Below are 24,900 nucleotides of genomic sequence, written 5' to 3'. Positions count from 1 at the left end.
GAGGCCGGGGGTTAGTCGCTCGTGACCTCGTCGAGGTCGGAGCGAGCCGTGTTCACCAGCGGGATGTCGAAGTCCGTCATCGCCGCCATCCACTTGGCGAAGGAATGATCCCCGCGCTCGCGCAGTTGCAGGTACAGGTTCGTGGCCAGCTCCCTGCGGATCTCGTCGTAGACGGGCACGGTGTACACGTTGTTCATCTCGGCCGGATCCAGGCGCAGGTCGTAGAGCTCGTTGATCGACTCGGGGTTGATGACGAGCTTGAAGTCCCGCGTGCGCAGCATGCGCTGCTGGAGGGGGAAGTGGTGGCCATGGAACTCGCACACGATGTCCTCGCGCCAGCCGTCGACCTGCCCGCCGCGCGTCAGGTCCACGATCGAGCGGCCGTCCTCCACGAGCGAGGTGTCCAGGCCCGCGATGTCGAGGACCGTGGCCGGCAGGTCGATGAGGGAGACGAATGCGTCGGAGCGTCCCACGGTTGAGACGCCGGGGATGTGGGCGATGAAGGGGACGTTGTAGATGTCGTCGTACATCATCGGGCCCTTGTCGTTGAGGCGGTGTGAACCCGTGAACTCGCCGTGGTCCGCGCAGAAGAAGACCGCCGTGTCGTCCAGGATGCCGAGCTCGCGCGCCACGTCCATGATGCGCCCGATCTCGAAGTCGATCATGGCCGTGTATCCCCAGTAGACCGCGATGAGCTTCTTCCACTGCTCGTTCGTGAACGAGGACGTGGACCAGTAGGTCGCGTAGTTCTCCTGGATCGGGGGCTTGCCGATGAGGGAGTCCCCGAAGTTTTCCGGCAGCTCGACGTCGTTTGGATCGATGAGGTCGAACCACTCGTCGGGCAGGAAGTAGGGCAGGTGGGGGCCGAAGAAATGCACGTCGAGGCAGAAGGGCTGCTTCGAGTCCTTCCAGTCGGCGGCGTACTCGCGAAGCTTCTCGATCGCACGGTCCGCCAGGAAGCGCTCGAAGGTGGCTTCCTCGGGCTGGTCGAGGCGCGCGGCGATGATGTGCCCGTCGCGTCCGCCGGGCAGCTTGCCGCGCCACAGGTCGTGTGCGCGCACCGGCGGGAGGTTGTTGGCCTCGAGCCAGGCGACATACTTCTCGTTGGCCACCGGATTTTCGGCGCCCCAGTATGTGTCGTCGTCCGCGCCGAACTTGTCGGGCAGGTTGTAGCCGCAGTGGTACTTGCCGACGATGCCGACGTTGTAGCCGGCGTCGCGCAGCTCCTGCGTGTACGTCCACGTGCCCTCGGGGATCGAGACCTGGTAGGCGATATTCCACTCGGGGTTGGCCAGCACCTGGTGCTTGCCCGGGCGCTTGCCGGTCAGCAGGGAGGCACGAGCCGGCGTGCAGATCGCCGTGGGGGTGAAGCAATGGGTGAAGGCGAAACCCGATTCGCCCATCGCGTCGATGACGGGGGTTTGGGCGTGGGGGTTGCCCAGGCAGCCGATCGTGTCGGTGCGGTGCTGGTCGGTCATGATGACCAGGACGTTGCGCACGTTGTCGGGAATGTCCCGCGGTGTGTGGGTCATCAGTGACTCCTTCTCCCAGTGGCGGGCGATCAACGGCGTACGCTCGCTCACACTTCACTGTACGCGCATGGTTTTGCGCCCACTGAACCGGACAAAAAGACCAAAAGTGGGTCGCGTCACCAATCGTGTTAGCGCGTCTGAACCACGAACTCCGGATTCGGCGTCTGTGCCGGCGTCACCGAATCAGCCTCAATAACCAGCGCCTTCCCACCGCGCACACGCAACGTACCGCTCACATGCACCCAGCTATCCGCCGCAGGAGCAGGCCCAGCCCACCGCACCGCAAAACCAACCGGATACGCATCCGCCGCACAACACCAAATCGCCATACGCGCCACCGCAAAGCTCTCCTCATCCGTCACACGCGGAATCGACGCCTGAGCGCTCGCGGCCTCGGAACTGAGGACGAAGCCAGTGAGTTCAACGCGCTGACCGTCGTGCGCGCGTCCGTTGGCGATCATCTCCTCCACCTGGGAGTAGAAGTTGTCGGTCGTGAGCTCCAGCTTCCCGCTCGACGAGGCCTGCCCCGCGCCGCCGTTCTGGCTGCCACTGCCGGTGGCTGGGTTGGTGCCCCCGTTCGCTGCGTCGTTAGATGCCCCGGGGGTGTCCTCGGTCGAATCGTCGGTGTCCGCGTCGATGGTGGATCCGCCAGAGGTGGGGCGTGCGCCAATCGCGCCCGCGGCCAGCTCGGAGGGGGAGACGCGGAAGGGGAGGATGAGCAGGGCGGCAGCCAGGAGGGCGACGAGGCTGCGCGTCGTGGCCCGGTAGGAGGCTGCCGTGTCCGCGCTCGTGTGTTCGCCGGCGTCGATGCGCGCGGAGAGTGCGAGCGCGCAGGCGAACAAGCCGATGCTGGACGCGATGATGCTCAAGCGCGCCGACGGGGGCACGAAGGATGCGTAGCGGCCAGACATGGCGAGCCATAGGAGTACGCCGCCGAGGGATGCGAGGGAGAGTGACTCGAGGGCGGGGCCGATGCGGTCGATGAGCTTCACGCGAGGACCCCCATCCACCAGGCGCCACCAATGACGGCGGCGGCGATGCCCGTGACGGTCGCAAACAGGCGAAGCACGAACGCGCCGCGGAACTGCGAGGACAGCAGCGCCACGTTCTTCACGTCCATCATCGGGCCGTAGACCATGAACCCCATGAGCGCGCCCTGCGGCGCGAGGGAGGCCAGCGAACGCGCGATCACCGCGTCGGACGAGGAACATAGCGACAGGGCGAAGCCCGCCGCCATCATGAGTGCCAGCGCACCGGGCGCGGGCAGGCCCGCGAGCAGGGAAGACACCGGCCAGAACACCTGCGCCGCTGTTGAGGCGGCCACACCGCCCAGCAGGTAGGGCAGGATCCGCCCGAAGGAATGACCGGTCGCGCCAAGGACGCCAGAGAACGAGCGGTCCGGCGTCTCGCAGCCGCCGTCGCATCCGCACGAGTCCCCGTGGTGGACGTGAGCATCCTCCCGCAGGGCGCTCGGAGGAGAAACCAACATCGACAGGCCCACGGACACAGCGACGACGATGCTCAGGCCGATACGCGCACCCACAATCGCCCACGAGCCGAACGCGTAATACGTCGACGCAATCACCAGGGGATTGATCGCGGGGGATGCCAGCATGAGAGTGGTCGCCGCCGACAGAGGCACGCCCTTGCGCAGCAGTGAACGGAAGATCGGCACCGCCGAGCAATCGCACACGGGAAGAAGAAAAGCAGCGACGAGAGCGGTCAACACGGACGCCACCGGGTTCGTCGGAAACACGCGCGCGATCAGGGCGGGGGAGATGAAAGCCTCGATGAGTTCTGCGACGAACACGCCCAAGAGTAGGAAAGGAATCGCCTGTAGGGTCATGCCCACGGCGATCGTCGCCGCGCGACCAATGGGCAGGCCCGATCCGGCCAGGGTTCCCTGCGTGGCCCACACGGCAACCAGGGCCACCAACACAAGCGCGCCGACAAGCACGCCCCAGGGGCGCGCGGGGCTTTTCGTCTCCACTACACTCACCCCACAACTCTAGGACAGGAGTCCCGCGCCTCTCCGTTCACTCGCCGACCACGGCCCACCAGATCGTTGTCTACGCGCGTGAGGACAAGCGCTTGCGAGCGCGCTGTGTGCAGACAGACGCTCCGCCCAGTGGGCGCGAGGGAGTTTCTTCGCTACACTGGTTTTTCGCTACGATCCGGCCCGCTTACGCGGGGTATCACCGGGGAGCATCCGGAAGAAAGAGGAACGCGAAAGCCGGCCACGGCCTCGTCCCCTCCAGTAGAACCGGACGGGAGGGCCCGACACAGCCCCAACGAAGCGGCCGCACCCCATGAGGGAGCGGCAAGCGGGGTGGTACCGCGGGTGCCGGCGACGCCGGTCCTCGTCCCTGTATAGGCGCGAGACGAGGACACTCATGACGAAGCACGGCTTCTACCCCCGCCACCGGCAAGAAGAGGTGGACCCCAGCCCTTCCTTCCCCACGATGGAAGAGGGCACCCTGGCGTTCTGGGCCAGCAACGACACCTTCCGCAAGTCCATTGAGATGCGCGATGCCGGCGAGAATGGCTCCAACGAGTTCGTGTTCTACGATGGCCCGCCTTTCGCCAATGGCCTGCCCCACTACGGTCACCTGCTGACCGGCTACGTCAAGGACGTTGTGGGCCGCTACCAGACCATGAAGGGCCACCGCGTCGAGCGCCGCTTCGGCTGGGACACGCACGGCCTGCCCGCCGAGCTCGAGGCCCAGCGCCAGCTCGGCATCGAGGACGTCACCGAGATCACCCGCGAAGGTGGCATCGGCATCGAGGCGTTCAACGCAGCCTGCCGCTCCTCCGTCCTGCGCTACACGAAGGAATGGGAAGAGTACGTCACCCGCCAGGCCCGCTGGGTGGACTTCGAACACGACTACAAGACGCTCGACATGCCCTACACCGAGTCCGTGATCTGGGCATTCAAGCAGCTCTACGACAAGGGCCTGGCCTACCAGGGCCACCGCGTCCTGCCCTACTGCTGGAACGACCGCACGCCCCTGAGCAACCATGAGCTCAAGATGGACGACGACGTGTACCAGGACCGCACCGACAACACGGTGACGGTGGGCCTGCGTCTCGAACAGAAGCTGCGCGAGGACTCGGCGCGCCCCGAGCTGGCCCTCATCTGGACGACCACGCCCTGGACCCTGCCCTCGAACTCGGCCGTCGCCGTGGGCCCGGAGATCGAATACTCCCTCGTTGAGGTGGCTGCCGACCACGAGGGTGTCCTCGCGGGCGAGCGCGTCCTCATCGCCACCGACCTGGTGAGCGCCTACGCCAAGGAGTTGGGCGAGGAACCCACCGTCGTGACCACCTACAAGGGCTCGGAGCTGGTGGGCACCCACTACCACCCGATCTACGACTACTTCGACACCCCCGAGCGCCGCGCTGAGGGTGGCGCCCCCGGCCCCAACGGCTGGTCGATCATCGCCGCCGACTACGTGACGACCACGGACGGCACCGGCCTCGTCCACCAGGCCCCCGCCTTCGGTGAGGACGACATGTGGACGTGCATGGAGTACGGCATCGGCGTGGTCCTGCCCGTCGACGAGGGTGGCGTCTTCACCTCCGAGGTGAGCGACTACGAGGGCATGCAGATCTTCGACGCGAACCGCTACGTGGTCGCCGACCTGCGCGAGCAGGGTGGCCCGATCGCGCGCCGCGCCCCCGAGATCCGCGCCGTGCTGGTGCGCGAGAAGTCCTACGTGCACTCCTACCCGCACTGCTGGCGCTGCCGCAAGCCCCTCATGTACAAGGCTGTGTCCTCGTGGTTCGTCCGCGTGACCGAGATCCGCGACCGCATGGTGGAGCTCAACCAGGAGATCACCTGGACCCCCGCGCACACCAAGGACGGCATCTTCGGCAAGTGGCTGGAGGGCGCCCGCGACTGGTCGATTTCGCGTAACCGCTTCTGGGGTGCGCCGATCCCCGTGTGGGTCTCGGACGATCCGGCCTACCCGCGCACCGACGTCTATGGCTCCATCGCTGAGCTCGAGGCCGACTTCGGCGTGAAGGTCACGGACTTCCACCGTCCCTTCATTGATCAGCTCACGCGCCCGAACCCGGACGACCCGACGGGCAAGTCGACGATGCGTCGTATCTCCGACGTGTTCGACTGCTGGTTCGAGTCCGGCTCGATGCCCTTCGCGCAGGTGCACTACCCCTTCGAGAACCAGGAGTGGTTCGAGAACCACTACCCGGGCGACTTCATCGTCGAGTACATCGGTCAGACGCGTGGCTGGTTCTACACGCTGCACGTCCTGGCGACCGCGCTCTTCGATCGCCCCGCGTTCCGCTCCTGCGTCTCCCACGGCATCGTCCTGGGTGACGACGGCCTGAAGATGAGTAAGTCGCTGCGTAACTACCCGGACGTGGCCGAGGTGTTCAACAAGTACGGCTCCGACGCCATGCGTTGGTTCCTCATGTCGAGCCCGGTCGTGCGCGGCGGTAACCTGATCGTCAAGGAGGAGTCGATCCGCGACACCGTTCGTCAGGTGCTGCTGCCCATCTGGAACACGTACTACTTCTTCACGCTGTACGCGGGCGCCTGCAACAAGGGCGAGGGCTACGAGGCGAAGCGTATCGATCTGTCCTCGCCCGAGGCCGTGGCCGCGCTGGCGCAGATGGACCGCTACCTGCTGGCCCACACCCGTACCCTCGCCGAGGATGTGCGTGGCGCGCTCGACGGCTACGACGTTGCCGGCGCGTGCGAGGCGATCCGCGACTACCTGGATGTTCTGACGAACTGGTACGTGCGTACCCAGCGTCAGCGCTTCTGGGACGAGGATGGCGCCGCGTTCGACACGCTGTACACGGCTCTCGTGACGCTCATGGAGCTGGCGGCGCCCCTGCTGCCGCTGCTGAGCGAGGAGATCTGGCGCGGCCTGACGGGCGGCGAGTCTGTGCACCTCGTTGACTTCCCTGTCATTGACGAGGCCGTGGACGCCCCCGAGCTGGTCGCCGCCATGGATGAGGTTCGTTCGATCGTGTCGGCAGCCCACGCGCTGCGCAAGACGCATCAGCTGCGCGTGCGCCAGCCGCTGGCCTCCCTGCTGGTCGTGTCGGAGAACTTCGCTGCGCTGGAGCCCTTCGCGGACCTGATCGCCTCCGAGGTGAACGTGAAGTCCGTGGTGTTCTCTGCGCCTGAGGACTCTGGCTTGAGCGTCCGCACCGAGCTGGCGCTGAACCCGCGCGCCTTCGATCCGGCCGTGCGTAAGCTGACGAGCCAGCTGTTCAAGGCTCAGAAGTCCGGTGAGTGGGAGGTCGTGGACGGCGAGTGCCGTTTCGCCTCCGTCGAGCTGGATGGGGCGCCGCTGGTGCTCACGGGCGACATGTTCTCCGTGTCCACCTCCGTGGACGCCGCCGAGGGCCAGGTCGCGGACGTTCTGGCGTCGGGCACCTTCGTCGTGCTCGATACGGAGCTGACTCCCGAGCTCGAGGCCGAGGGCTACGCCCGCGACGTCGTGCGCGCCGTTCAGGACGAGCGTAAGAATGCCGGCCTGCACATCGCGGACCGCATCGACCTGTCGCTGACGGTGCCCTCCGATCACGTGGCCGACGTGGAGACCTGGCGCGACATGATCGCCGCCGAGACCCTCGCTCTGTCGCTTGAAGTCGAGGCCGGCGACAAGCTCGCAGTGAGCGTCGCCAAGCACTGAGTGCTGTTACTGAGGCGGGCGGGCTGCGCGAAAGCGCGGCCCGCCCGTTTCTCTGTCCGCAGGTACCTCGGTTGAAAACGTGCGATCAGCTGTCTGTCGCCGTCATCTCCTGGTAGCGCTTGAAGAGGAGCGCGAGGCGTTCCTCGTTGGTCTCCAAGGGCTTCTTCGCGCCGAAGGCGCGGTCGACCGCGCGATCGAGGACGCGGTGGGCCTTGAGCAGGCTCGGTGCCATCGCCAGCGGGTTGTACATGTCGGCCAGGCTCGCTCCCGGCTGCTCGGCGCGAGCGTCCAGGACCCCCTGGCCAGCCGCGATGATTTCGGTGCGAAGCTTGTCGGATACTTCGGGCAGTGGGAGGGTGTTCCACACGATCTTGTTGGAAAAGCGCAGATCCGACTTCATGTGTCCGCCGACAGCGCGCTGCCACGTAATGAACATCGAGGAGCTAATGATGGCAAAAAGGAAACCGTCGGGGTCGAGTGCGGTAAAGAGCGCGTCGCTCGCAATTGTCTCTTCGTCAAGGTGTGCAACGGTGTAGAAATGTCGTGATTCTGATATGACGCGCGGGATAGCAACAAAAGGAACGGTTGGCTGGTGGTTTTCTTGGAAGAGGTGAGCAGTCTTTGCGCTCTCGTTGGTTGCCTTCTTCCTCGAATTTAGTCTGAACTCTTTGCAAGCGCTAACACGTTCCTTTAGCAGAAGGCTTCGTTGGATATCTCTCGAATCAAAATTGGATCCTGCCATCCACAAACACCAGCGATTTAAGCCATGGAGTAGCTCGCGAGCATTGCTAAAAGGTCGTAAGTACTTGGACGCGATTGGATCTTCAAGGAATTCTCGATAATCCTCCATTTCAACGATGAGATTGCCTCCGTCCGCCGGTTTTGATCCGAAACGTACCTCGGGAAGAATAGGGGAAAGAGGTCTTGTCCGCGCCTCGATAAAAATGTTCGCTCCTTCGATCAAATATGGGCTGATATGTTCGACAGGAGCGACCGCAGGCTGCGACTTGGGAGAAGAATAGGTAAAGAGCAGTGCGGGAGCTTTCTCATGAGGGGCACCCCGGTCGAAGCCTGTGATGACGCAGTGGACGGCGGCGGCCCCCGGCGCCTCGGACGTCCATGCGAAAGTCTGGTGCGCGAAACGGATCCTCCAGCTGCCTTCGAGGAGAGGACGGAAGAGAGCAACGACAGGCACTCCTTGTGCGATCGAGTTCGTCGAGACGAAAGCGAAGCGGCCGCCGTTCGGGACGGATTGGAAGAAGCGGGATGCCTTGATGAACCATCCGGTCACGTAGTCGAGGTAGCCGTCGTAGCCATCGCCCCACACGAAGCGCAGGTCATCGGTCTGCTCCTCGGATCGCATGTACTGGCCGATGAAGGGTGGATTGCCGACGATCCTGACGTACGGGGAGGGCGGACACACCTGCGTCCACTCCGTGCGCAGCGCGTTGCCGATCGTGATGTGGGCGGACGCCTTGAGAGGAAGGATCGAGGGAGCCTGGCCGAGAAGCCGCTCCATCTCGCGGTTCGCCTGATGATGGGCCAGGTGCAGGGCCGTCTGGGCGATGCGGGCCGGCCATTCCTCGATCTCGATGCCGAAGAAGTGGTCTAGCTGGACAGTGATGTCGGCGCTTTCTCCCTGGTCATCGAAGAAGATCGTGGCCTGGAACTCGTCGTTATCCTTGCGGGCGAGCTCCAGTTCGCGGATGCGTTTGAGGATCTCCGTGTCTAGGTGGCGCAACTCTCGATAGGCAACGACCAAGAAATTGCCGCAGCCGCAGGCGGGATCCATGATCCGTAGGTCTCTGAGCTCCTGACGGAGCTCCTTGAGCTTGGCGAGATCGTGCGTGTGTTCTGCGAAGCGTTCACGCAGGTCGTCGAGGAAGAGCGGGCCAAGGGTCTTCAGGATGTTTGTTTCGCTCGTGTAGTGTTCGCCGAGCTCGCGGCGTGCCTCGGGGGACTTGACGGCCTGGAAGAGGGAACCGAAGACTGCTGGGCTGATGCCCGACCAGTCGAAGGCGCACGCGCGCATGAGCTCGTCACGCATCGTGGAGGAGAAGCTGGGGATGTTGAGCTGCTCCTCGAAGATCCCGCCGTTGACGTACGGGAAACGCGCGGTCAGCTCGTCGAGGGTCGACTGACGACGCTCCATGGGTGTTTTCAGCGTCTGGTAGAGGACTGCGAGCTGCGCGCCGAGGTCGCTGCCGTCCTCGCGAGTTCGGGTCTCGAGAAACTCCGTGAACAGGTCGCGTTCCCACAGGCCGGCGTCGTCTCCATAGAGGCAAAAGAGCGTACGGATGAGGAAGATGGAGGCCTCGTGATCGCTGTAACCCGACCCGTCCAGGGCCTCGTAGAGGTCGGCCATGACGCGGGCGGCCCGAATCGAGGCCTCCTCCTGCTCGCGCGAACCGACCTGAACCATTCCGTATCCGGCGAGGAACTTCAGGTCGTCGACGTGATCGGGAAGCTGGGCGAGTCGAAACTCCGTGCGCCCGGCATCTCCAGAACCGTCAGTTGCTATCTCACTGTCGAGATCGACGATCCGAATGCGGCGGAAGTCGCTGATGATGAGGAGACGTGGAGTCTCGACGTCAGCGAGGTCGTGGATGTAATCGAGAGCCTGCTCCTCAGCCCTATCGAGGTCCTTCCCCGCGGACTTCATCTCGATGAGTGCCTTGCCGGGGATGAGCGCGTCAATGTATCCCTGGCGCCCCGTCGATGCGCGGTTCGAGCGCCTCTCGTAGGAAATCGCTTTGCGCTTGGTGATGCCGAAACACTTCATGAGTTCGCGCATGAACTCGTGACCGTCCTGCTTCTCATCCCCCACACAATCGCTCCAGTCGTAAGCGAACTTCACGCACCTTTCGCGGATGGCGTTAATCGAGAGCGTTGCGGGCACGGGCGACTCCTGGTTGTCGACGGAAGTGGGCGCGAGCGGGGCTCGAGGCCGGTTGCTTGCTCAGTATATCTAGGCTTGACAGTCCGTAGGTATCCGACGCGAGCGGAAATTGTCGCTCCTGAAATCTCAACCGGATTACGTTGAAACGCGCGCGATGTCTCTTGTTTGAGCACGTCAGAGCCATTTAGACATGCTGAGCGTGCAGCGTATTGCCAGGACGTCTCAGGGGTGTGCCCTCCTGACGTGCGTCGTTGCTCGCCGCGTATGGAGGAGGAGCCTCCAGCTCATTCCTAGTATGAGTCGTCGGTCGGCAGCTTCACACCCGCATGGTGCAGGCGCTCCAGGTGCGGCTCGACAGAGGAAAGATACGGGGAGAGAACGGGATTCGCGTCCGGGTCCATGAAGGACTCGAGGTAGTCCTCCAGTGGGAACTGCGTGGCGAAGAGCGTCTGACGCAGCTCGAGGCTATTCACCGACTCGACGACCATCGTCGGGTCGGCGACGCTCGTGTATCGCTTGACCCGCGGCCACCGCGTGTCCGTGATCGTCCACTGTTCCGATGAGGGAGCCTCACCCGGGATCACGATGGGGCGCTGGCGCATCCGTGCGCGACGCAGCGCACCGACCTGGGTGATCAGCACGTAGCTGGCCAACGTCTCGCTACGTGTATCCATGGTGAACCGTCTGCTCGGATGGCGTTCGGACCAGCTAAAGCGGTAGTAGCCCGACATCTCCCAGGCGGTGAAGAAATCGGTGTTGTAGTTCGAGAACGAATACCCGTACCCGTATCCGTCTTGAAAGTCGGTTTTAGCGACGGAAGTATCCGAACAGATCTTGCCAATTAATTCTTCCAATTTCTCCAACATGCTCGGAGACTCCTTCGATGATGTTCTGCGTGATGAGCTCGTCGATCGTCATGGGCGCCCAGCCGCCGATGAAGACCTTCTCGATGATGCGCACCTGCGGGATTTGCCCGTGGGAACCCATGTCTTTGTCGAGCAGGCAGATTTCGATGGCGACGTCCTCGGGCAACGGGTTATCAGTGAAGCGGAACTGGCGGTACAGCTCGTTGTAGTTGGCGGGTGGACCCGAGCGGAACTCCGAGGGGAAGATCAGGCCCTTGATGATGGGCGTCAGGTTGCGCGCCCCGACGTGCCCGATATGGTCCAGGCCGTCGATGTCGAAGGCCTCGATGAACTCGTCTTTATCGCGGAAGTAGCGGTTGGTTCCGGGGACTTCACCGTGGTCGCGGTCATCGCGCCATGCCGGACAGATCGTCCCTGGCTGCGAGAAACGCGAGCGCATCCAGTCGGCCGTCGACCGAATGTACGGGTCGGTTCCTTTGGCCATCTGGAGTTCCATGGCGCCGGTTACGTCAGCTCCGCACCGGTAACGCTCTCCGAGGCCCTGCGCCGCGTTGGGCAGCACGTCGCCGGGGCCAGGCGCGCGGGAGGGAAAGATCTCCGTCTGGTAGACGGTGCGCCGAGCTTCATCGGGCGAAGGAGTCTCTAGTTGCATCGGAACTCGCTCCTCTTTGTCGGTGTCGGCGCAGGGATTGGTGGGGCCGAGGCCTCGGCCGGCGGGAGGGGAATCGGCGGTTCGGAGCCCGGCGCGGGGGCGTCGGAGGCAGTCGCGCTGTCCTGCGGCTCGGCGGCCGGCGGCGGGGGGATTGGGGGTTCGGCGGTCGAGGCCTCGGCCGCTTTATCCTCCTGAGCGCTTTCCGCGGTTTCATCCTCGGGCTCGCTGTCGCCGCTGTCCTCCACCTGCTCGCCGTCGCCGGTGCCGACGGTCTGCTCGCTCTCGTCGGCGGTGCTCGCCGCGCTTCCTCCGGTCTCCTCGGAGGCCTTCTCTTCTTCGGCGTCGTCGGTATCCTCGGAGGTTCTTTCCTTGACGGGCGCGGGCACGGGCTCCTGGTACATCGCCAGCTCGATAGCGTCGACGATCGGGCACACGATCTTGTTGAAACCCTCGTAGTCGAGGTCGCGCAGGTCGTCGTTGCCGCACCGAATGCGCAGGTTGATGAAGTGCACCTGGTTGTAGAAGATGATGAGCATTGGTTCTTTGACGACCACGGACTCGCCGCCGATCCCGATGTTGCCAGCCTCGGGGATGGAGAGCACGTCGGCGCGCGACTCGAGCTTGATGGAGTGATCGTCCACGAAGATCGTGATGTCCGCAAAATACTCAAAGGCGGCGTAGACCGCCTGAAGCATCATCTCCCACGAGACGCGGTTCGTGAGGGTAAAGGTGGACAGGAGCCAGCCGCCGTCCTCGTGATGCCCTTCCAGGTACATGCCAGTGTTCCTCTCGCTTCCTGGGTTGTGTGCGTGGGGGGTCTTAGCCCTTGGGCAGCGTGGCCGGCGGGACGTGCATCATGATCTCGATGGAGTCCATGAACTGGCACATCGACTTGTTGAACTTCTCGTAGTCGGTGGTCTGGAATTCCTCGTTGACCCGGCCGATCGCGACGTTGATAAACGGCTTCTGGTTGAAGAAGGTCAGCATGATCGGTGCCTTGAGGATGGGCGACATGCCTCGGATCATGATGCTGGAAGCCTCGGGAATGGCCAGCAGATCCTCGGGAGTGGAGAAGTGGAGGGGCTCGCCGTCGACCTGCACCTCGGCGTCCTCGATGTAGGGGTAGACCCCACGCACGCCCTGGATCAGTTTCTCCCACGGCACGCGGTACGTGAGGTTGAAGCTGGATCGGATCCAGCCCGGTTCTTCGGTGAGACCTGCCAGCAGCATCGGGAATCCTTCGCGTCATTGAGGATGTCTGTGTGGTCGGCATCCTATCAGAGCGGGTGGCTGGCTGATCGCAAGGGAAACATCGAGGGGAACATGCGGTGCGACCAGCCCCGGCTGCGTCGTCATCGATGAGAGGAAGGCGCGCATAACGCCGCGCAGCCGGCGGATGCCCTCACGCGGATAGGTTATGAGCATCTGGATAGGTTATGAGCATCTGGATAGGTTAATAACCTATCCGTATCCGCGTAACCTATCCGGAAGTGCGCAACCTATCCGGAAGTGCGCAACCTATCCGCGTGAGTGAGCGTCACCGGGGAAATGGTCACCTATTTGCCGACCCTCTGCGGGCGGCGTCGATTGCCGCCTTCGCGGTTTTCAGGCCGACGCCAGTGCGGTCCCGGTAGGCCTTGACGGCGTTGAGCGTCCTGCCCTCGGCGATCATCTGGAGTTCGGCTGCGTTCAGCTCCGGGAACGAGGCCGTGGCCGGGTTGGCTGCACCGGCTGGAAAGGCGGGACCTGAAGCCTGCGGGACTGCTGCCTCGGAAGAGGGGAAGGACGATCCGGCGAGTGCCGTGACCCCGGCGTCCGCGTAGGCGGTGCGCAGTCGCGCCTCGAGGGTCGCAACCTGTTCCTTGAGTCGCTGGTTCTCGGCGCGCAGCTCCTCGATTTCGGATGCCTGACCAAACCACTTACCCACGTGTTGCCTCCTGAAATGGATCATCGTGAAGGCTTTCATTCTATTTGTCTGCGCCAGCGCGGTGACGACGAGCTCGCTGCGGCGAATGTGGGGGTTCGGGGGTACCCCGCCCCGGCCTCGTCGATGACGACGCGCGGACTGTGCACGACAACGCGCCGTGACCGGCAGAACAAGCCGCCCGCCGCGCCCGGCCCGGTAAAATAGCGAAGACACTGCGAGTAGCGGAGGAAACATGGCAGGCGAATCGTTCTTCGGGCAAGACCCCACCCACGAGGACCAGCAGGGCGGCATCCCGGCCGACCTGATCCCGTACCTGGAAGCGGCCGACGAGGTCGAGGACACCGAGGCGGGGGAGGGCACCGACCCTCAGGCTGAGGAGAGCGAACGCGAGGCGGCGCTGCGCGCACTCGTCGAGCACTCGCTGCTGCTGGGCCCAGACCCCTCCGTCCTCGCCGAGATCGAGGGCGAGGTGGATGAGGACTTCGCGGATGACGCCGCCGAGGCACGCGACGAGCGCGCCTCCCACGAGGCCGCGCTGGCGAAGGCCGAGGAGGACGTCGCCCTGGATGCCCGTGTGCAGGAGATCTACCAGTCCATCGTCGCGCGCGCACCCGAGCACGACATCGATCCCACGCTCGACCGCGTCAAGCTCGCCTTGGACATCCTGGGCGACCCGCAGAACTCCTACCCGTCGATCCACATCACGGGCACCAACGGCAAGACGTCCACGTCGCGCATGATCGACTCGCTCCTCACGGCTTTCGGCATGAAGACGGGCCGCTTCACGAGCCCGCACCTGCTCGACGTGCGCGAACGCATCTCCCTGGAGGGCCACCCGATCACGCGCGAGGGCTTCGTGCGCGCATGGGAGGACATCGCCCCCTACGTCGGCATGGTCGACGAGCGCAGCCAGGAAGAGGGTGGCCCGCGCCTGTCCTTCTTCGAGGTGTTCACGATCATGGCGTACGCGGCCTTCGCCGACTACCCGGTCGACGCCGCTGTCGTCGAGGTCGGCATGGGCGGGCGCTGGGACGCCACGAACGTTATTGACGCGGGCGTCTCCGTCATCACGCCGATCGCCCTGGACCACACGAAGTGGCTCGGCTCCACGATCGAGGAAATCGCGCGCGAAAAGGCCGGCATCATCAAGCCCGGCCAGGTTGTCGTCATCATGGCTCAGGAGGAGGAAGTCCTCGACATCCTCCTCGAGCAGGCGCGCTCCGTCGACGCGATCGCCCGTGTCGAGGGCCGCGACTTCGAGGTCGTGGATCGTCAGATGGGCGTCGGCGGCCAGATGGTCACGATCCGCACGCCTTCCGCGGTCTACGAGGACGTGTTCGTCCCGCTGTTCGGCCAGTATCAGGCGCACAACGCGGCGGCGGCCCTCGTCGCCGTTGAGGCCTTCATGGGCGGGCGCGGCCTGGACGGCCGCATCGTCGAGCAGGGCCTCATGAACGCCTCCAGCCCGGGACGCATGCAGGTCGTGCGTCATTCGCCCACGATCATCGTGGACGCCGCGCACAACCCTGCGGGTGCGGCCACCCTGCGCGAGGCTGTGGAATCCTCCTTTGGGTTCGCGCGCATCGCGGGCGTGTACGCGGCGATGGGGGACAAGGACGTCGAAGGCGTTCTGTCCGAGGTCGAGCCCTTCATCGATCACCTCGTCGTCACGCAGATGCCGGGCGAGCGCGCGGCTGACATCGCGCGTCTGGCCGAGATCGCCGAGGAGGTCTTCGGTCCTGACCGGGTAGACGTGCGTGAGTCACTGGCCGACGCGGTCGATCGTGCAGCCGAGATCGCCGAGGCCGGGGCCGAGCCTGCGGATCGCAGCGGAGTTCTCGTGTTTGGCTCGGTCATGCTGGCCGGGGAAATGCTGGCCCTCGCCGGTCACAGCCCCCGCTAGGATGGAACCCAACCAGAGCGGCCGCATCGTGGCGGCCGCCACGGTTGGGATTTCGTGCTCAAAGGTGGCACGATTGATCACGCATACAAGTACAGATGAGCAATGTGCAAGGAGGCATCATGAAGAAGCTCGTCAATGACGTCCACGCCGTCGTCCGCGAAACCCTCGAAGGTTTCGCCCTGGCCCACCCTGACCTCGTCGATGTCCATTACTCGCCCGACTTCGTGACCCGTCACGTCCCCAAGGCTGAGGGCAAGGTCGGCCTCGTCTCCGGTGGTGGATCCGGACACGAGCCCCTGCACGCGGGCTTCGTCGGCGAAGGCATGCTGGATGCGGCCGTGCCCGGCGCGGTCTTCACCTCGCCCACCCCCGACCCGATCCTGGAGGCCACGAAGGCCGCCGACCACGGTGCGGGCGTCCTGCACATCGTCAAGAACTACACGGGCGACGTCCTCAACTTTGAGACCGCCGCCGAGCTGGCCGACATGGAGGACATCAAGGTCTCGTCGGTCGTCGTTAATGATGACGTGGCCGTCGAGGATTCCCTCTACACGGCGGGGCGTCGCGGCGTCGCCGGCACTATCTTCGTGGAGAAGATCGCGGGCGCTGCCGCCGAGCGCGGCGACTCCCTCGAGGAAGTCACCCGTATCGCCACCAAGGTCAACGACCAGACCCGCTCCATGGGCCTGGCCCTGGGCCCCTGCACCGTGCCCCACGCCGGCAAGCCCTCCTTCGACCTGGGCGAGGACGAGATCGAGCTGGGCATCGGCATCCACGGCGAGCCCGGATACCGCCGCGGTGCCATGGAGACCGCTGACAGCCTCGTCGCCGAGCTCTACGAGCGCGTGCGCGAAGACCTGGGCCTCACCGAAGGCGAGAGCGTCGTGGCCCTCGTCAACGGCATGGGCGGCACCCCCGTCTCCGAGCTCTACATCTGCTTCCGCGCCCTCGCCGCCCTGCTGAAGAAGGACGGCATCGAGATCGCTCGCCAGATGGTCGGCAACTACGTCACCAGCCTGGAGATGCCCGGCGTCTCCGTGACCCTCATGCGCGCCGACGACGAGCTCCTCGAGCTCTTCGACGCGCCCGTGAACACGGTCGCTTGGAAGTAAGCAGCGAAGCAGGACAAGGAGAATCACGATGAGCCTAGATGCAGCGTGGGCACTGCGGTGGATCGAGCTGGCGGCGGCGGACGTCGCTGAGCAGCGCGACTACCTGGTGGACCTGGACCGAGCCATCGGGGATGGCGACCACGGCGAGAACATGGACCGCGGATTCAAGGCCGCCGTCGAGGCCCTGGGACAGGCCCAGCCGGGCAGCGTCGCTGAGGTCCTCAAGACGGTTGCCAAGACCCTCATGTCCACGGTCGGCGGCGCCGCCGGGCCCCTGTACGGGACGGCGTTCCTGCGTGCATCGAAGGCCGCCGGTGACGGTGAACTCGACGGCACGGGCGTCGCTGCGGTGATCGCGGGCGCGCTCGAAGGAATCCAGGCGCGAGGCAAGGCCACCACGGGCGAAAAGACCATGGTGGACGCGTGGACTCCGGCCCTCGAGGCCGCCCGCGCGGCCGCCGAGGCCGGTAGCGATCCTTACGCCGTTCTCGAGGCCGCCGCCACCGCCGCTGAGGCCGGAGCCGCCGCCACGGAACCCATGCGGGCCACGAAGGGACGCGCCTCCTACCTGGGAGAACGCTCCATCGGGCACCTCGATCCGGGCGCGGTTTCCACCTCCCTCATCCTGCGTGCAGCCGTGCGCGCAGCGGGCGAGGCCGGCACGGCATGAGAGTGCGCGTCTCTTTCGTTATCGTCTCCCACTCGGCCTCCCTGGCCACCGGAGTCTGCGAGCTGGCCGCCCAGATGGCCCCCGACGTGCACTTCGAGGCCGCCGGGGGCACGGACGACGGCCGTATCGGCACGTCCTACGACCTCGTGGAGACCGCCCTCGAGGCCGCCCTTGCTGCCGTGGACGGTGAGGGAAGTGGCGTCATCGTGCTGACCGACCTCGGCTCGGCCACGATGACCGTCGAATCCGTCATCGACATGAGCGACGAGCCCGAGCGCGTGCGCTTTGTCGATACCTGCCTCGTCGAAGGAGCCGTCGCCTCCTCCGTGCGGGCCCAGCTCGGCGAAGACCTCGACCAGGTCGCCGACGTCGCAGCCGCCCTGGCCCCCCGCGTGGACGACGTGCCCGCCCAGGAGGCACCCAGCTCCGCTCCCGCGAAGCCCAGCGGGGGAGAGGGAGGGGCCCCGGCCTCGTCGACGTGGGCGCAGGGGGACGCGGTCGTTGCAGACCCCGTCGGCCTGCACGCGCGACCCGCCGCCGCCTTCGTGCGCCTGGCGGGCACCTTCGACGCCGAGGTCACCGTGAACGGGGCGGACGGCGGGTCGGTCCTGGAACTCATGGCGCTGGGCATCACCCAAGGTCAGAGCGTCCACATCGAAGCCAATGGGGCAGACGCCACAGCGGCGGTCGCGGCCCTGACAGATATGCTGGAAAGCGCAACTGAGCAACCCTCATCATCAAAGGAGACAATGTGAGCGCTAAGAGTGTTCTGCTGGAGCCTCAGCACCTTCTCGACCCCACCCTGGAGCACACCCTCATCGTCGTGAAGCCCGACGGCTACGCCCGCGGCCTGACCGGTGAAATCCTGCGCCGCATCGAGGCCAAGGGCTACACGATCAAGGGCCTCAAGCTCATGATCGCCTCCCGCGAGCTGCTCGCCGAGCACTACGCCGACCACAAGGACAAGCCCTTCTTCGAGGGCCTCCTGGAGTTCATGAGCTCCGGCCCCGTCGTCGCCATCATCGTCGAAGGCCAGCGCGTCGTCGAAGGCATGCGCGTCCTCATGGGCTCGACCGACCCGACGACGGCCCCCGCGGGCACGATCCGCGGAGACCTGGGTCGCGCGTGGAACAGCCCCCACATGGAGAACCTGATCCACGGCTCGGACTCTGTGGACAACGCAACGCGCGAAATCTCCCTGTGGTTCCCGGAGATTTACTGAGACACGGCTAACCTGCAAGGGTGTACCTCAAAAACCTGACGCTGCGGGGCTTTAAGTCCTTCGCCAGTGCGACCACGCTTGCCCTCCAACCGGGCATCACGTGCGTCGTCGGCCCCAATGGGTCGGGTAAATCCAACGTCGTCGACGCGCTCGCCTGGGTTATGGGCGAGCAGGGTGCCCGCGCGCTGCGCGGCGGGCAAATGGCGGACGTGATTTTCGCGGGAACATCTGGGCGCGCCGCGTTGGGGCGCGCCCAGGTGGACCTGACGATTGACAACACCGACGGGTTGCTCGACATCGAGTATTCCGAGGTGACGATCAGCCGCACCCTGTTCCGCGGGGGCGGCTCCGAATACTCCATTAACGGCACTCCGGCGAGGCTGCTGGACGTGCAGGAGCTTCTCTCCGACACGGGTATGGGCCGTCAGATGCACGTCATCGTCGGCCAGGGGCAGCTCGACGCGATTCTGTCCTCTACGCCCGAGGAGCGGCGCGGCTTCATCGAAGAGGCCGCGGGAGTCCTCAAGCATCGCCGGCGTAAGGAGCGTGCGCTCAAGAAGCTGGCCGACATGGACGCGAACCTCGTGCGCGTCCTGGACCTGACGAACGAGATTCACCGCCAGTTGGGTCCCCTGGCCCGCCAGGCGCGGGTTGCTCGTCGCGCGTCCCTCATTCAGGCGCGCGTGCGCGACGCGAAGGCCCGCCTGCTTGCCGACGACCTCGCATCGGCTCTGTCGAAGCTGTCCGTGCTCGAGGCATCGGACGAGTCGGCCGCCGCACGCCGGGCCTCGCTCGAGGAGCAGATAGCCGCCGCGCGCGCCGAGTTGTCACGGCTGGAGGAAGCCGAACGGGCATCCTCACCGGCGCTCGATCAGGCCTCCTCCGACTGGCAGTCGCTGACCACAATCACCGAGCGCCTGCGCGGCACGCTCATGGCCGCGACCCAGAAGGTCTCGCTGCGGGCGACCCCCGAGCTGCCCCCGGGCGGCGAGGATCCCGACGTGCTCGACGAGCGTGCCCGCGTCGCCGGCGCCGAGGACGCAGCCCTGGCCGGCCAGGTCGAAGCCGCGCGCTCTGCGCTGACGTCCGCGACTCGCGTGCGCGAGGCCGCGGAAGACGCCGACGATTCCGCATCCCGCGAGCTGGCCCGCGTCAACCGCGTCATCGCCGACCACCGCGAGAAGGTCGCGCGCCTGACGGGCGACGCCTCCACGGCCGCGTCTCGCTTGGAGGCCGCGATCGCCGAGGCCGACCGAGCCTGGGGCGCCTACCGTGCGGCTCAGGAGCGCGCCGAGGCCGCCGAGAAAGCCGTGCCCGCGTCGTCTGTGAGCTCCGGGGACGCTTCCGTCGCTGAGGGAGCCTCGCCCGAGGACGAAGCCAGCGGGGGAGCGGCCCGCGCACACGCCGAGGCCTCCGCCCGCCGCGACACCGCACGCGCCCGCGTGGACGAGCTGCTCGGCGTCGAACGCGAGGCCCGCGCTGACCGTGCGCGCTGGGAGGCGCGTCGCGATGCCCTCGAGCAGCTACTCGCCCCCGAGGACGGCACCGCCGAGCTGCTGGGACGACCGGGAGTGCTCGGCCAGGTCGCGCCCCTCCTGCACGTCACCCCCGGTTTCGAGGATGCCGTCGCCGCCGCGCTGGCCCCCTTCGCCGACGCCGTCGTCGTCGACTCCCTGGCCCGAGGCCTGGGCGAGCTGGACGCCGCGCGCGCCGCCGGGCGCTCGCTGCGGTTGGTCGTGTCATCTGATTCTTCCGGTCCTTCTGACGGTGCCGTGGATGGGACCAGCGGGGCCATCCGCGCCGATCTGCCCAAGGGCGCGACGTGGCTGTCCGACGTCGTCACCTGCGAGGGGGCCGCCGCGCCCCTCGCGTCGCTGCTGGACGGGGTCGTTGCCTGCTCCCTCGAGGTCGCCGCTGACGTGCTGGATGTGCCCGGCGTGCGCGCCGTCGTCACGTCGGGCGGCGACGTGCTGCGCTCTTGGTCAGTGGAGGGTGGCCGCCAGGCCTCCTCCGTGCTCTCCGTGCGCGCAGACTACGAGGAGGCGTGCGCGCAGGCAGAGTCCGCCGGTGCCCGCATGGCCGAGGTGTCAGAGCAACTCAGCGAGGCAAACGCCCACCTGGACCGGTGCATCCGCGAGGCAAACGATGCCCTGAAGGCCCTGCGTGAGGAAGACGCGCAGCGCGCTAAGGAAGCCCAGGAACTGGCCCGCGCCCAGTCGGCAGCGCAGGCCGCCCGAGCCGAGGCCGAGCGCGCCCACGACGTGGCCCGCCGAGCCGACGAACAGGTGACGTGGGCCCGCGAGCAGGACGTGGCCGCACGCGCACGCCTCGACGGCGCCGACACCGTCGGCCCGCCCGAGTCCCTCGAAGATGCCCAGGCCCGCGCGGATGCAGCCTCCCGCGCCGCGCGCGAGGCCCGCGAGGCCGAAAACGAGGCGCGCCTATCACTGCGAGCCCTCGAAGAGCAATCGCGGCGCGCCGCCTCCCGTGCCCGCTCCCTGCGCCAGGCCGCCGCCGCTGAGCGCGAGGAGCGCGCCCGCTACGCCCGGCGCGAGGCCGCGCGAAAGACGGAGCTTGCCACGGCCTCGGACGTGGAGGCGGCCGCCCGCGTCGCCCTCGAGGCCGCCGAGCGAGCCCTGGCTCAGTCCACCGCCGAGCGCGACCGCCTGAGCGAGCGGCGCTCCCAGGTCTCCCAGGAGGTGTCGGACGCCCGCCGCGCCCTGGATCGGCTGAGCGCCGAGCTGTCGGAGGCCACGGCCTCGGCCCACCAGGGGCAGATCGCCGCAGAGCAGACGCGCCTGCGCGTCGAGGACCTGCAGCGGCGCGCCCTGGAGGAGCTGTCCCTCGAGCCCGAGCAGCTGCTCGCCGAGTTCGGGCCGCAGATGCTGGTGCCGATGCTGCCGATCGACCCCGATCAGGTCGAGAAGGCCGCGGCCGCCGAGCCGAGCGCGTACGTGCGCGCCGAGCAGGAACGCGCGCTCGCCAAGGCGCTGAAGGACCTGGAGAAGCTGGGGCGCGTCAACCCGCTGGCGCTCGAGGAGCACGAGGCGCTGGCCTCGCGGCACAAGTTCTTAGTGGATCAGGTCCAAGACCTCAAGGCGTCGAAGGCGGATCTGCTGCGCATCGTGCAGGACGTGGATCGCCTGGTGGAGGAGGCCTTCGCGTCGGCGTTCGCCGAGACGCGCGAGCAGTTCGAGCACGTGTTCGGCGTGCTCTTCCCAGGCGGCCAGGGCGACCTGGTGCTCACCGACCCGGACGACATGCTCTCGACCGGCATCGAGATCGAAGCTCGGCCCGCGGGCAAGAAGGTGAAGCGCCTGTCGCTGCTGTCGGGCGGCGAGCGTTCCCTGGCCGCGATCGCATTCCTGGTCGCGATCTTCAAGGCACGCCCGTCCCCGTTCTACGTCATGGACGAGGTCGAGGCCGCCCTGGACGACATGAACCTGACGCGCCTGCTCGCCATCTTCAAGGAGCTGCAGGAAACCTCGCAGCTGATCGTCATCACCCACCAGAAGCGCACGATGGAGATCGCGGACGCCCTCTACGGCGTCACGATGCGCGACGGCGTCACGACGGTGGTGTCCCAGCGCTTGGCGGACTAGGGGAGTGGCCTTCTCGCGCTGATGGAGCCGTTACTTCTGGTCGTGATGGCCGCACCTTCACAGAAAATGATGACAGAGATTTTTGGACCTGAGAGGAGAAGGCAATGAGCAAGAAGCCAGAAGAAACCTATCGTCTTGCGGGAGGAATCACCGTTACCGACGCCGATCTTGAGGCAGATGCGCAGCGCTTCGAAGCGGGCGAATATGACGGAGCGTGGAAGGTCATCCCGGAGCGCCGGACGCTTGTCGGTGAGGAATAAATGCCGGTCGGCACGCGCCTACTCGAATCCTTAGTTCGAGAGCTCGACGAGGCGGCAGGGGAACTCCGACAAACGCGCAGTGAGCTCGTTCGTCGTTTCATTTCTGAGGGCTTGATGTGCTGAATCCGTTAGGTTGAGGAAGAGCGTCTGCCACTGTGCGGTTACAGACGCTTCTTATCCGGCTCTTCATAATTGAGGGTGTAGTTGGGGTCTGAATCCTCCGGTTTCGAGGAGTGCTCGGGTGATGTAGTGGTTGAGGTTTCGGAATCCGAGTGCGGATCCGCGTAGGTGTTCGAGGCGGCCGTTGATGGCTTCGGTAGGACCGTTGCTGGTGTGGGGATGATCGAAGTAAGCCAAGATGTCTCCGGCTCTGCGTTTGAGCGTTCTGCCCAGCGTGATGAGCTCGGTCAGGCCCCTGGGTACGCGCGTGGAGGTCAGTGTGTTGATTTCGGCTTGCATTAGGGCCTTGCCGCGGATTTTGTGGGGATCGCGGTAGCTGTCGATGATGTTCTGGTAGACGCTCCAGGTGACTTCGAGTGCGACGTGGCAATCGCTGGCGAACAGATCGGCTAGCTGGTGTTGCTGGCGTGGGGTGAGCAGGCAAGATCTGGTGTGTAACATCCTGCGAGCCTTGTACAGGGGATCCGTGGCCCGCCCGCGCCGATGGTGAAGTTCTTGCTGAATGCGCCTGCGGCACTCATCGAGAGCATCACCGGCCAGGCGCACAACGTGGAAAGGATCCATGACCGCCCTCGCGTCTGGGAGCTCTTCGGCGGCGGCGCTCTTAAAGCCGGTGAATCCATCCATCGCGACGATCTCAATGCGCTCGCGCCAGGTGTCGGGCTGGGAGGCCAGCCAGGTTTTGAAAACCCGCTTGGATCGGCCCGGAATCATATCCAGGAGCCGGGAGGGACCACGACGGTCACGTATAGGAGTCAAGTCCAAGATGACGGTGACGTATTTGTCCCCGTATGGGGTGTGTCGCCACACGTGTTCATCCACGCCAATGACACGCACCCCCTCGAAACGATCAGGATCATCGATGAGCATGCGCTGGCCTTCACCTAAGATCGCGGTATTGGCAGTGTTCCACGACACGGCCAATACGTCGGCGACGCGCGCCACCGTCAGATGATGGACCACCAGGCCCACCAGCGCCCAGCGCACCGCCGCACGCGAGAGCTTCGCACGCGGGTCGGCCGCTGCACTCATGTTTTGACGCCACACGTGAGCACACTCTGGGCAGCGGTAGCGGCGCACGCTCACGTGCAACATGGTGGGGTGCCACCCGTAGGGTACGTGAGCCAAGCGCCTGACCACCGTGTCACGTACGACGCCCTCACCCCCACACTGTCGGCACCACCGATCCTCACCCACTACCTTGCAGGCCAAGACGGTCCGATCGTCTCCTACACGTTGACCCATCACTTCCAGTCCTAGGTCATCCAGGCCCGTGAAGGCGCTCAGATCAGGGCGATCAAAGGTAGCATTGGACATGTCGAGGTCTTTCAGATGGACGGTGTCGCAACCCCCATCATCGGAAGACCTCGACCTCTACCCGGCCACGACACGCCCAACCCCGCATACCACCCCCACACCCTCAATTATGAAGAGCCTCTTATCCTACAGGATCCGCATGGCCGCTAGAAGTCGGCAGTGTTATCAGTGTGGATAAGCATGTGCGGCGTTTGACTCCTTATGGCGATAAGTGCGTCACCGTTGTCTTGGACTTTACGGGTTCTTCATAATTGAGGGTGTAGTTCATCTCAGCCCAGGGGCTTTTATTTTTAGTCTCAGTCCTCGGAAGACTTACTGTACTTTGCCTCGACGCACCTGACGCTCACTCTTCGTCTGCCCAACAACATACTTCGTATCGCACAAGTCATAAAACTGGGCATAAATATCTTGCGAAGAGCCATACATCCCCACCACGCTCATCACATCCAGGCCGTCCTCCTCAGCCCAACGCCCGTGATCATCACGGTACAGCACCTGGGCCATCAGGATCGTCGCATCAAACTGGTACGGGTCAAAGCTGCAGGTGCGCTTACCCATCTCAGTGCTACCAATACGCAAGAACCCGTTCTTGCCGTTGTTCTCCACGTGGGCAAACGTGATGGAGGGGTAGGTGAAGGTGCGTTCTTTCCACCGCCAATTACGCCACCGCACGCAATCCTCACGCAGTTCGAGGTAGAAGGCGTAGCAGTGATTCAGGGGAATAGCACCCAGCAGACCAAGAGACACGATGCTAAAAATAAGGCCCGAAATCGCAACGGTGAAATTTTCTGTTCCTGGTTGGGCATCCCACCGACCAAGAGATAGCCAAATAAGCGGTGCACCAACAAACCCGAGGATAGTTACAAGCCAGAAAAAGATATATGCCAGGATGGGTCTTTTCTGCCTCTTATTCAGCGTGGGCTTGCCGAGCTTAATACGGTAGCCCGGTATCAGGGCGACGATAAGCCCTCCGAGGAGTCCGTCTTCAACAGCGCTCATTAATGTTTCCCTGCAGCTATCTTATGAGAACCATCCAATGCTTCCCCAGCCTTCAATACTGGAGGAGTGCCAGCTAGCATAGCCGGCTGA

20 protein-coding genes are annotated in these 24,900 nt (G+C 65.1%); 9 read left to right on the top strand and 11 right to left on the bottom strand.

What is annotated here, in order from left to right; translation table 11 throughout:
* Positions 1–11: 11 nt before the first annotated feature.
* The 3 genes from JJJ16_RS04525 to JJJ16_RS04515 all read right to left on the bottom strand — a co-directional run bounded on the left by JJJ16_RS04525 (position 12) and on the right by JJJ16_RS04515 (position 3,522).
* Complete coding sequence (locus tag JJJ16_RS04525; protein ID WP_219751539.1) at positions 12–1,532, bottom strand: sulfatase-like hydrolase/transferase; 1,521 nt, start codon at positions 1,530–1,532, stop codon at positions 12–14.
* Between the two features lie 128 nt (positions 1,533–1,660).
* Positions 1,661–2,524, bottom strand: a complete 864-nt coding sequence (locus JJJ16_RS04520) for a TIGR03943 family putative permease subunit (protein ID WP_219751538.1) — start codon at positions 2,522–2,524, stop codon at positions 1,661–1,663.
* Positions 2,521–3,522, bottom strand: coding sequence for a permease (locus JJJ16_RS04515; RefSeq protein WP_219751982.1), 1,002 nt, complete (start codon positions 3,520–3,522; stop codon positions 2,521–2,523). Before JJJ16_RS04515 ends, JJJ16_RS04520 begins: the two co-directional genes overlap by 4 nt.
* A 403-nt stretch (positions 3,523–3,925) precedes the next feature.
* Here JJJ16_RS04515 and ileS point away from each other — a divergent pair, with 403 nt between their 5' ends.
* A complete protein-coding gene (gene ileS / locus JJJ16_RS04510) occupies positions 3,926–7,201 on the top strand; it encodes an isoleucine--tRNA ligase (RefSeq protein WP_219751537.1) in 3,276 nt (1,091 codons plus the stop codon).
* 85 nt (positions 7,202–7,286) lie between these two features.
* Here the strand turns inward: ileS and JJJ16_RS10185 are convergent, their stop codons facing one another.
* From JJJ16_RS10185 to JJJ16_RS04480, 6 genes are all read right to left on the bottom strand, one after another.
* The gene (locus JJJ16_RS10185; protein WP_225904991.1) at positions 7,287–10,100 is read right to left on the bottom strand and encodes a DNA methyltransferase; all 2,814 of its coding nucleotides are present in this window, start codon (positions 10,098–10,100) and stop codon (positions 7,287–7,289) included.
* Positions 10,101–10,390: 290 nt separating this feature from the next.
* Positions 10,391–10,966: a hypothetical protein gene (locus JJJ16_RS04500; RefSeq protein WP_225904990.1), complete on the bottom strand. Its 576-nt coding sequence runs from the start codon at positions 10,964–10,966 to the stop codon at positions 10,391–10,393.
* Positions 10,908–11,618 (bottom strand): hypothetical protein, encoded by a 711-nt coding sequence (locus JJJ16_RS04495; RefSeq protein ID WP_219751536.1) that lies wholly within the window; start codon positions 11,616–11,618, stop codon positions 10,908–10,910. The genes JJJ16_RS04500 and JJJ16_RS04495 overlap by 59 nt, the downstream gene beginning before the upstream one ends.
* Positions 11,609–12,394: a hypothetical protein gene (locus JJJ16_RS04490; protein ID WP_219751535.1), complete on the bottom strand. Its 786-nt coding sequence runs from the start codon at positions 12,392–12,394 to the stop codon at positions 11,609–11,611. Before JJJ16_RS04490 ends, JJJ16_RS04495 begins: the two co-directional genes overlap by 10 nt.
* A gap of 43 nt (positions 12,395–12,437) precedes the next feature.
* Positions 12,438–12,848, bottom strand: a complete 411-nt coding sequence (locus JJJ16_RS04485; protein ID WP_219751534.1) for a hypothetical protein — start codon at positions 12,846–12,848, stop codon at positions 12,438–12,440.
* Between the two features lie 322 nt (positions 12,849–13,170).
* The gene (locus JJJ16_RS04480; protein ID WP_413243683.1) at positions 13,171–13,545 is read right to left on the bottom strand and encodes a 50S ribosomal protein L7/L12; all 375 of its coding nucleotides are present in this window, start codon (positions 13,543–13,545) and stop codon (positions 13,171–13,173) included.
* Positions 13,546–13,777: 232 nt separating this feature from the next.
* On the opposite strand from JJJ16_RS04480, the gene JJJ16_RS04475 reads away from it, so the two are divergent.
* From JJJ16_RS04475 to JJJ16_RS10175, 8 genes are all read left to right on the top strand, one after another.
* Complete coding sequence (locus tag JJJ16_RS04475) at positions 13,778–15,448, top strand: bifunctional folylpolyglutamate synthase/dihydrofolate synthase (protein WP_219751532.1); 1,671 nt, start codon at positions 13,778–13,780, stop codon at positions 15,446–15,448.
* 119 nt (positions 15,449–15,567) lie between these two features.
* The gene (dhaK, locus tag JJJ16_RS04470; RefSeq protein ID WP_219751531.1) at positions 15,568–16,560 is read left to right on the top strand and encodes a dihydroxyacetone kinase subunit DhaK; all 993 of its coding nucleotides are present in this window, start codon (positions 15,568–15,570) and stop codon (positions 16,558–16,560) included.
* Positions 16,561–16,588: 28 nt separating this feature from the next.
* On the top strand, positions 16,589–17,230 hold the full coding sequence (dhaL, locus tag JJJ16_RS04465) for a dihydroxyacetone kinase subunit DhaL (RefSeq protein WP_219751530.1): 642 nt from the start codon (positions 16,589–16,591) through the stop codon (positions 17,228–17,230).
* The gene (gene dhaM / locus JJJ16_RS04460) at positions 17,227–17,985 is read left to right on the top strand and encodes a dihydroxyacetone kinase phosphoryl donor subunit DhaM (RefSeq protein WP_219751529.1); all 759 of its coding nucleotides are present in this window, start codon (positions 17,227–17,229) and stop codon (positions 17,983–17,985) included. The genes dhaL and dhaM overlap by 4 nt, the downstream gene beginning before the upstream one ends.
* Entirely contained in the window at positions 17,982–18,452 is a 471-nt protein-coding gene (ndk, locus tag JJJ16_RS04455) for a nucleoside-diphosphate kinase (protein WP_003792595.1), read from the top strand. The genes dhaM and ndk overlap by 4 nt, the downstream gene beginning before the upstream one ends.
* 20 nt (positions 18,453–18,472) lie before the next feature.
* Positions 18,473–22,054 carry a chromosome segregation protein SMC gene (smc, locus tag JJJ16_RS04450; protein WP_219751528.1) on the top strand — a complete coding sequence of 1,194 codons (3,582 nt, stop codon included), beginning with the start codon at positions 18,473–18,475 and terminating at the stop codon, positions 22,052–22,054.
* 104 nt (positions 22,055–22,158) lie between these two features.
* Positions 22,159–22,314, top strand: a complete 156-nt coding sequence (locus JJJ16_RS10180; protein WP_225904989.1) for a hypothetical protein — start codon at positions 22,159–22,161, stop codon at positions 22,312–22,314.
* Positions 22,315–22,437: a ribbon-helix-helix protein, CopG family gene (locus tag JJJ16_RS10175; protein WP_225904988.1), complete on the top strand. Its 123-nt coding sequence runs from the start codon at positions 22,315–22,317 to the stop codon at positions 22,435–22,437.
* A gap of 63 nt (positions 22,438–22,500) precedes the next feature.
* Here the strand turns inward: JJJ16_RS10175 and JJJ16_RS04440 are convergent, their stop codons facing one another.
* A complete protein-coding gene (locus JJJ16_RS04440; RefSeq protein ID WP_101602518.1) occupies positions 22,501–23,811 on the bottom strand; it encodes an ISL3 family transposase in 1,311 nt (436 codons plus the stop codon).
* A gap of 312 nt (positions 23,812–24,123) precedes the next feature.
* A complete protein-coding gene (locus JJJ16_RS04435; protein WP_219751527.1) occupies positions 24,124–24,810 on the bottom strand; it encodes a hypothetical protein in 687 nt (228 codons plus the stop codon).
* Positions 24,811–24,900: the final 90 nt, after the last annotated feature.

This window comes from Schaalia sp. ORNL0103 (assembly GCF_019429565.1).
GTDB lineage: Bacteria > Actinomycetota > Actinomycetes > Actinomycetales > Actinomycetaceae > Pauljensenia.
This window is presented reverse-complemented; position numbering and strand designations above follow the sequence as displayed.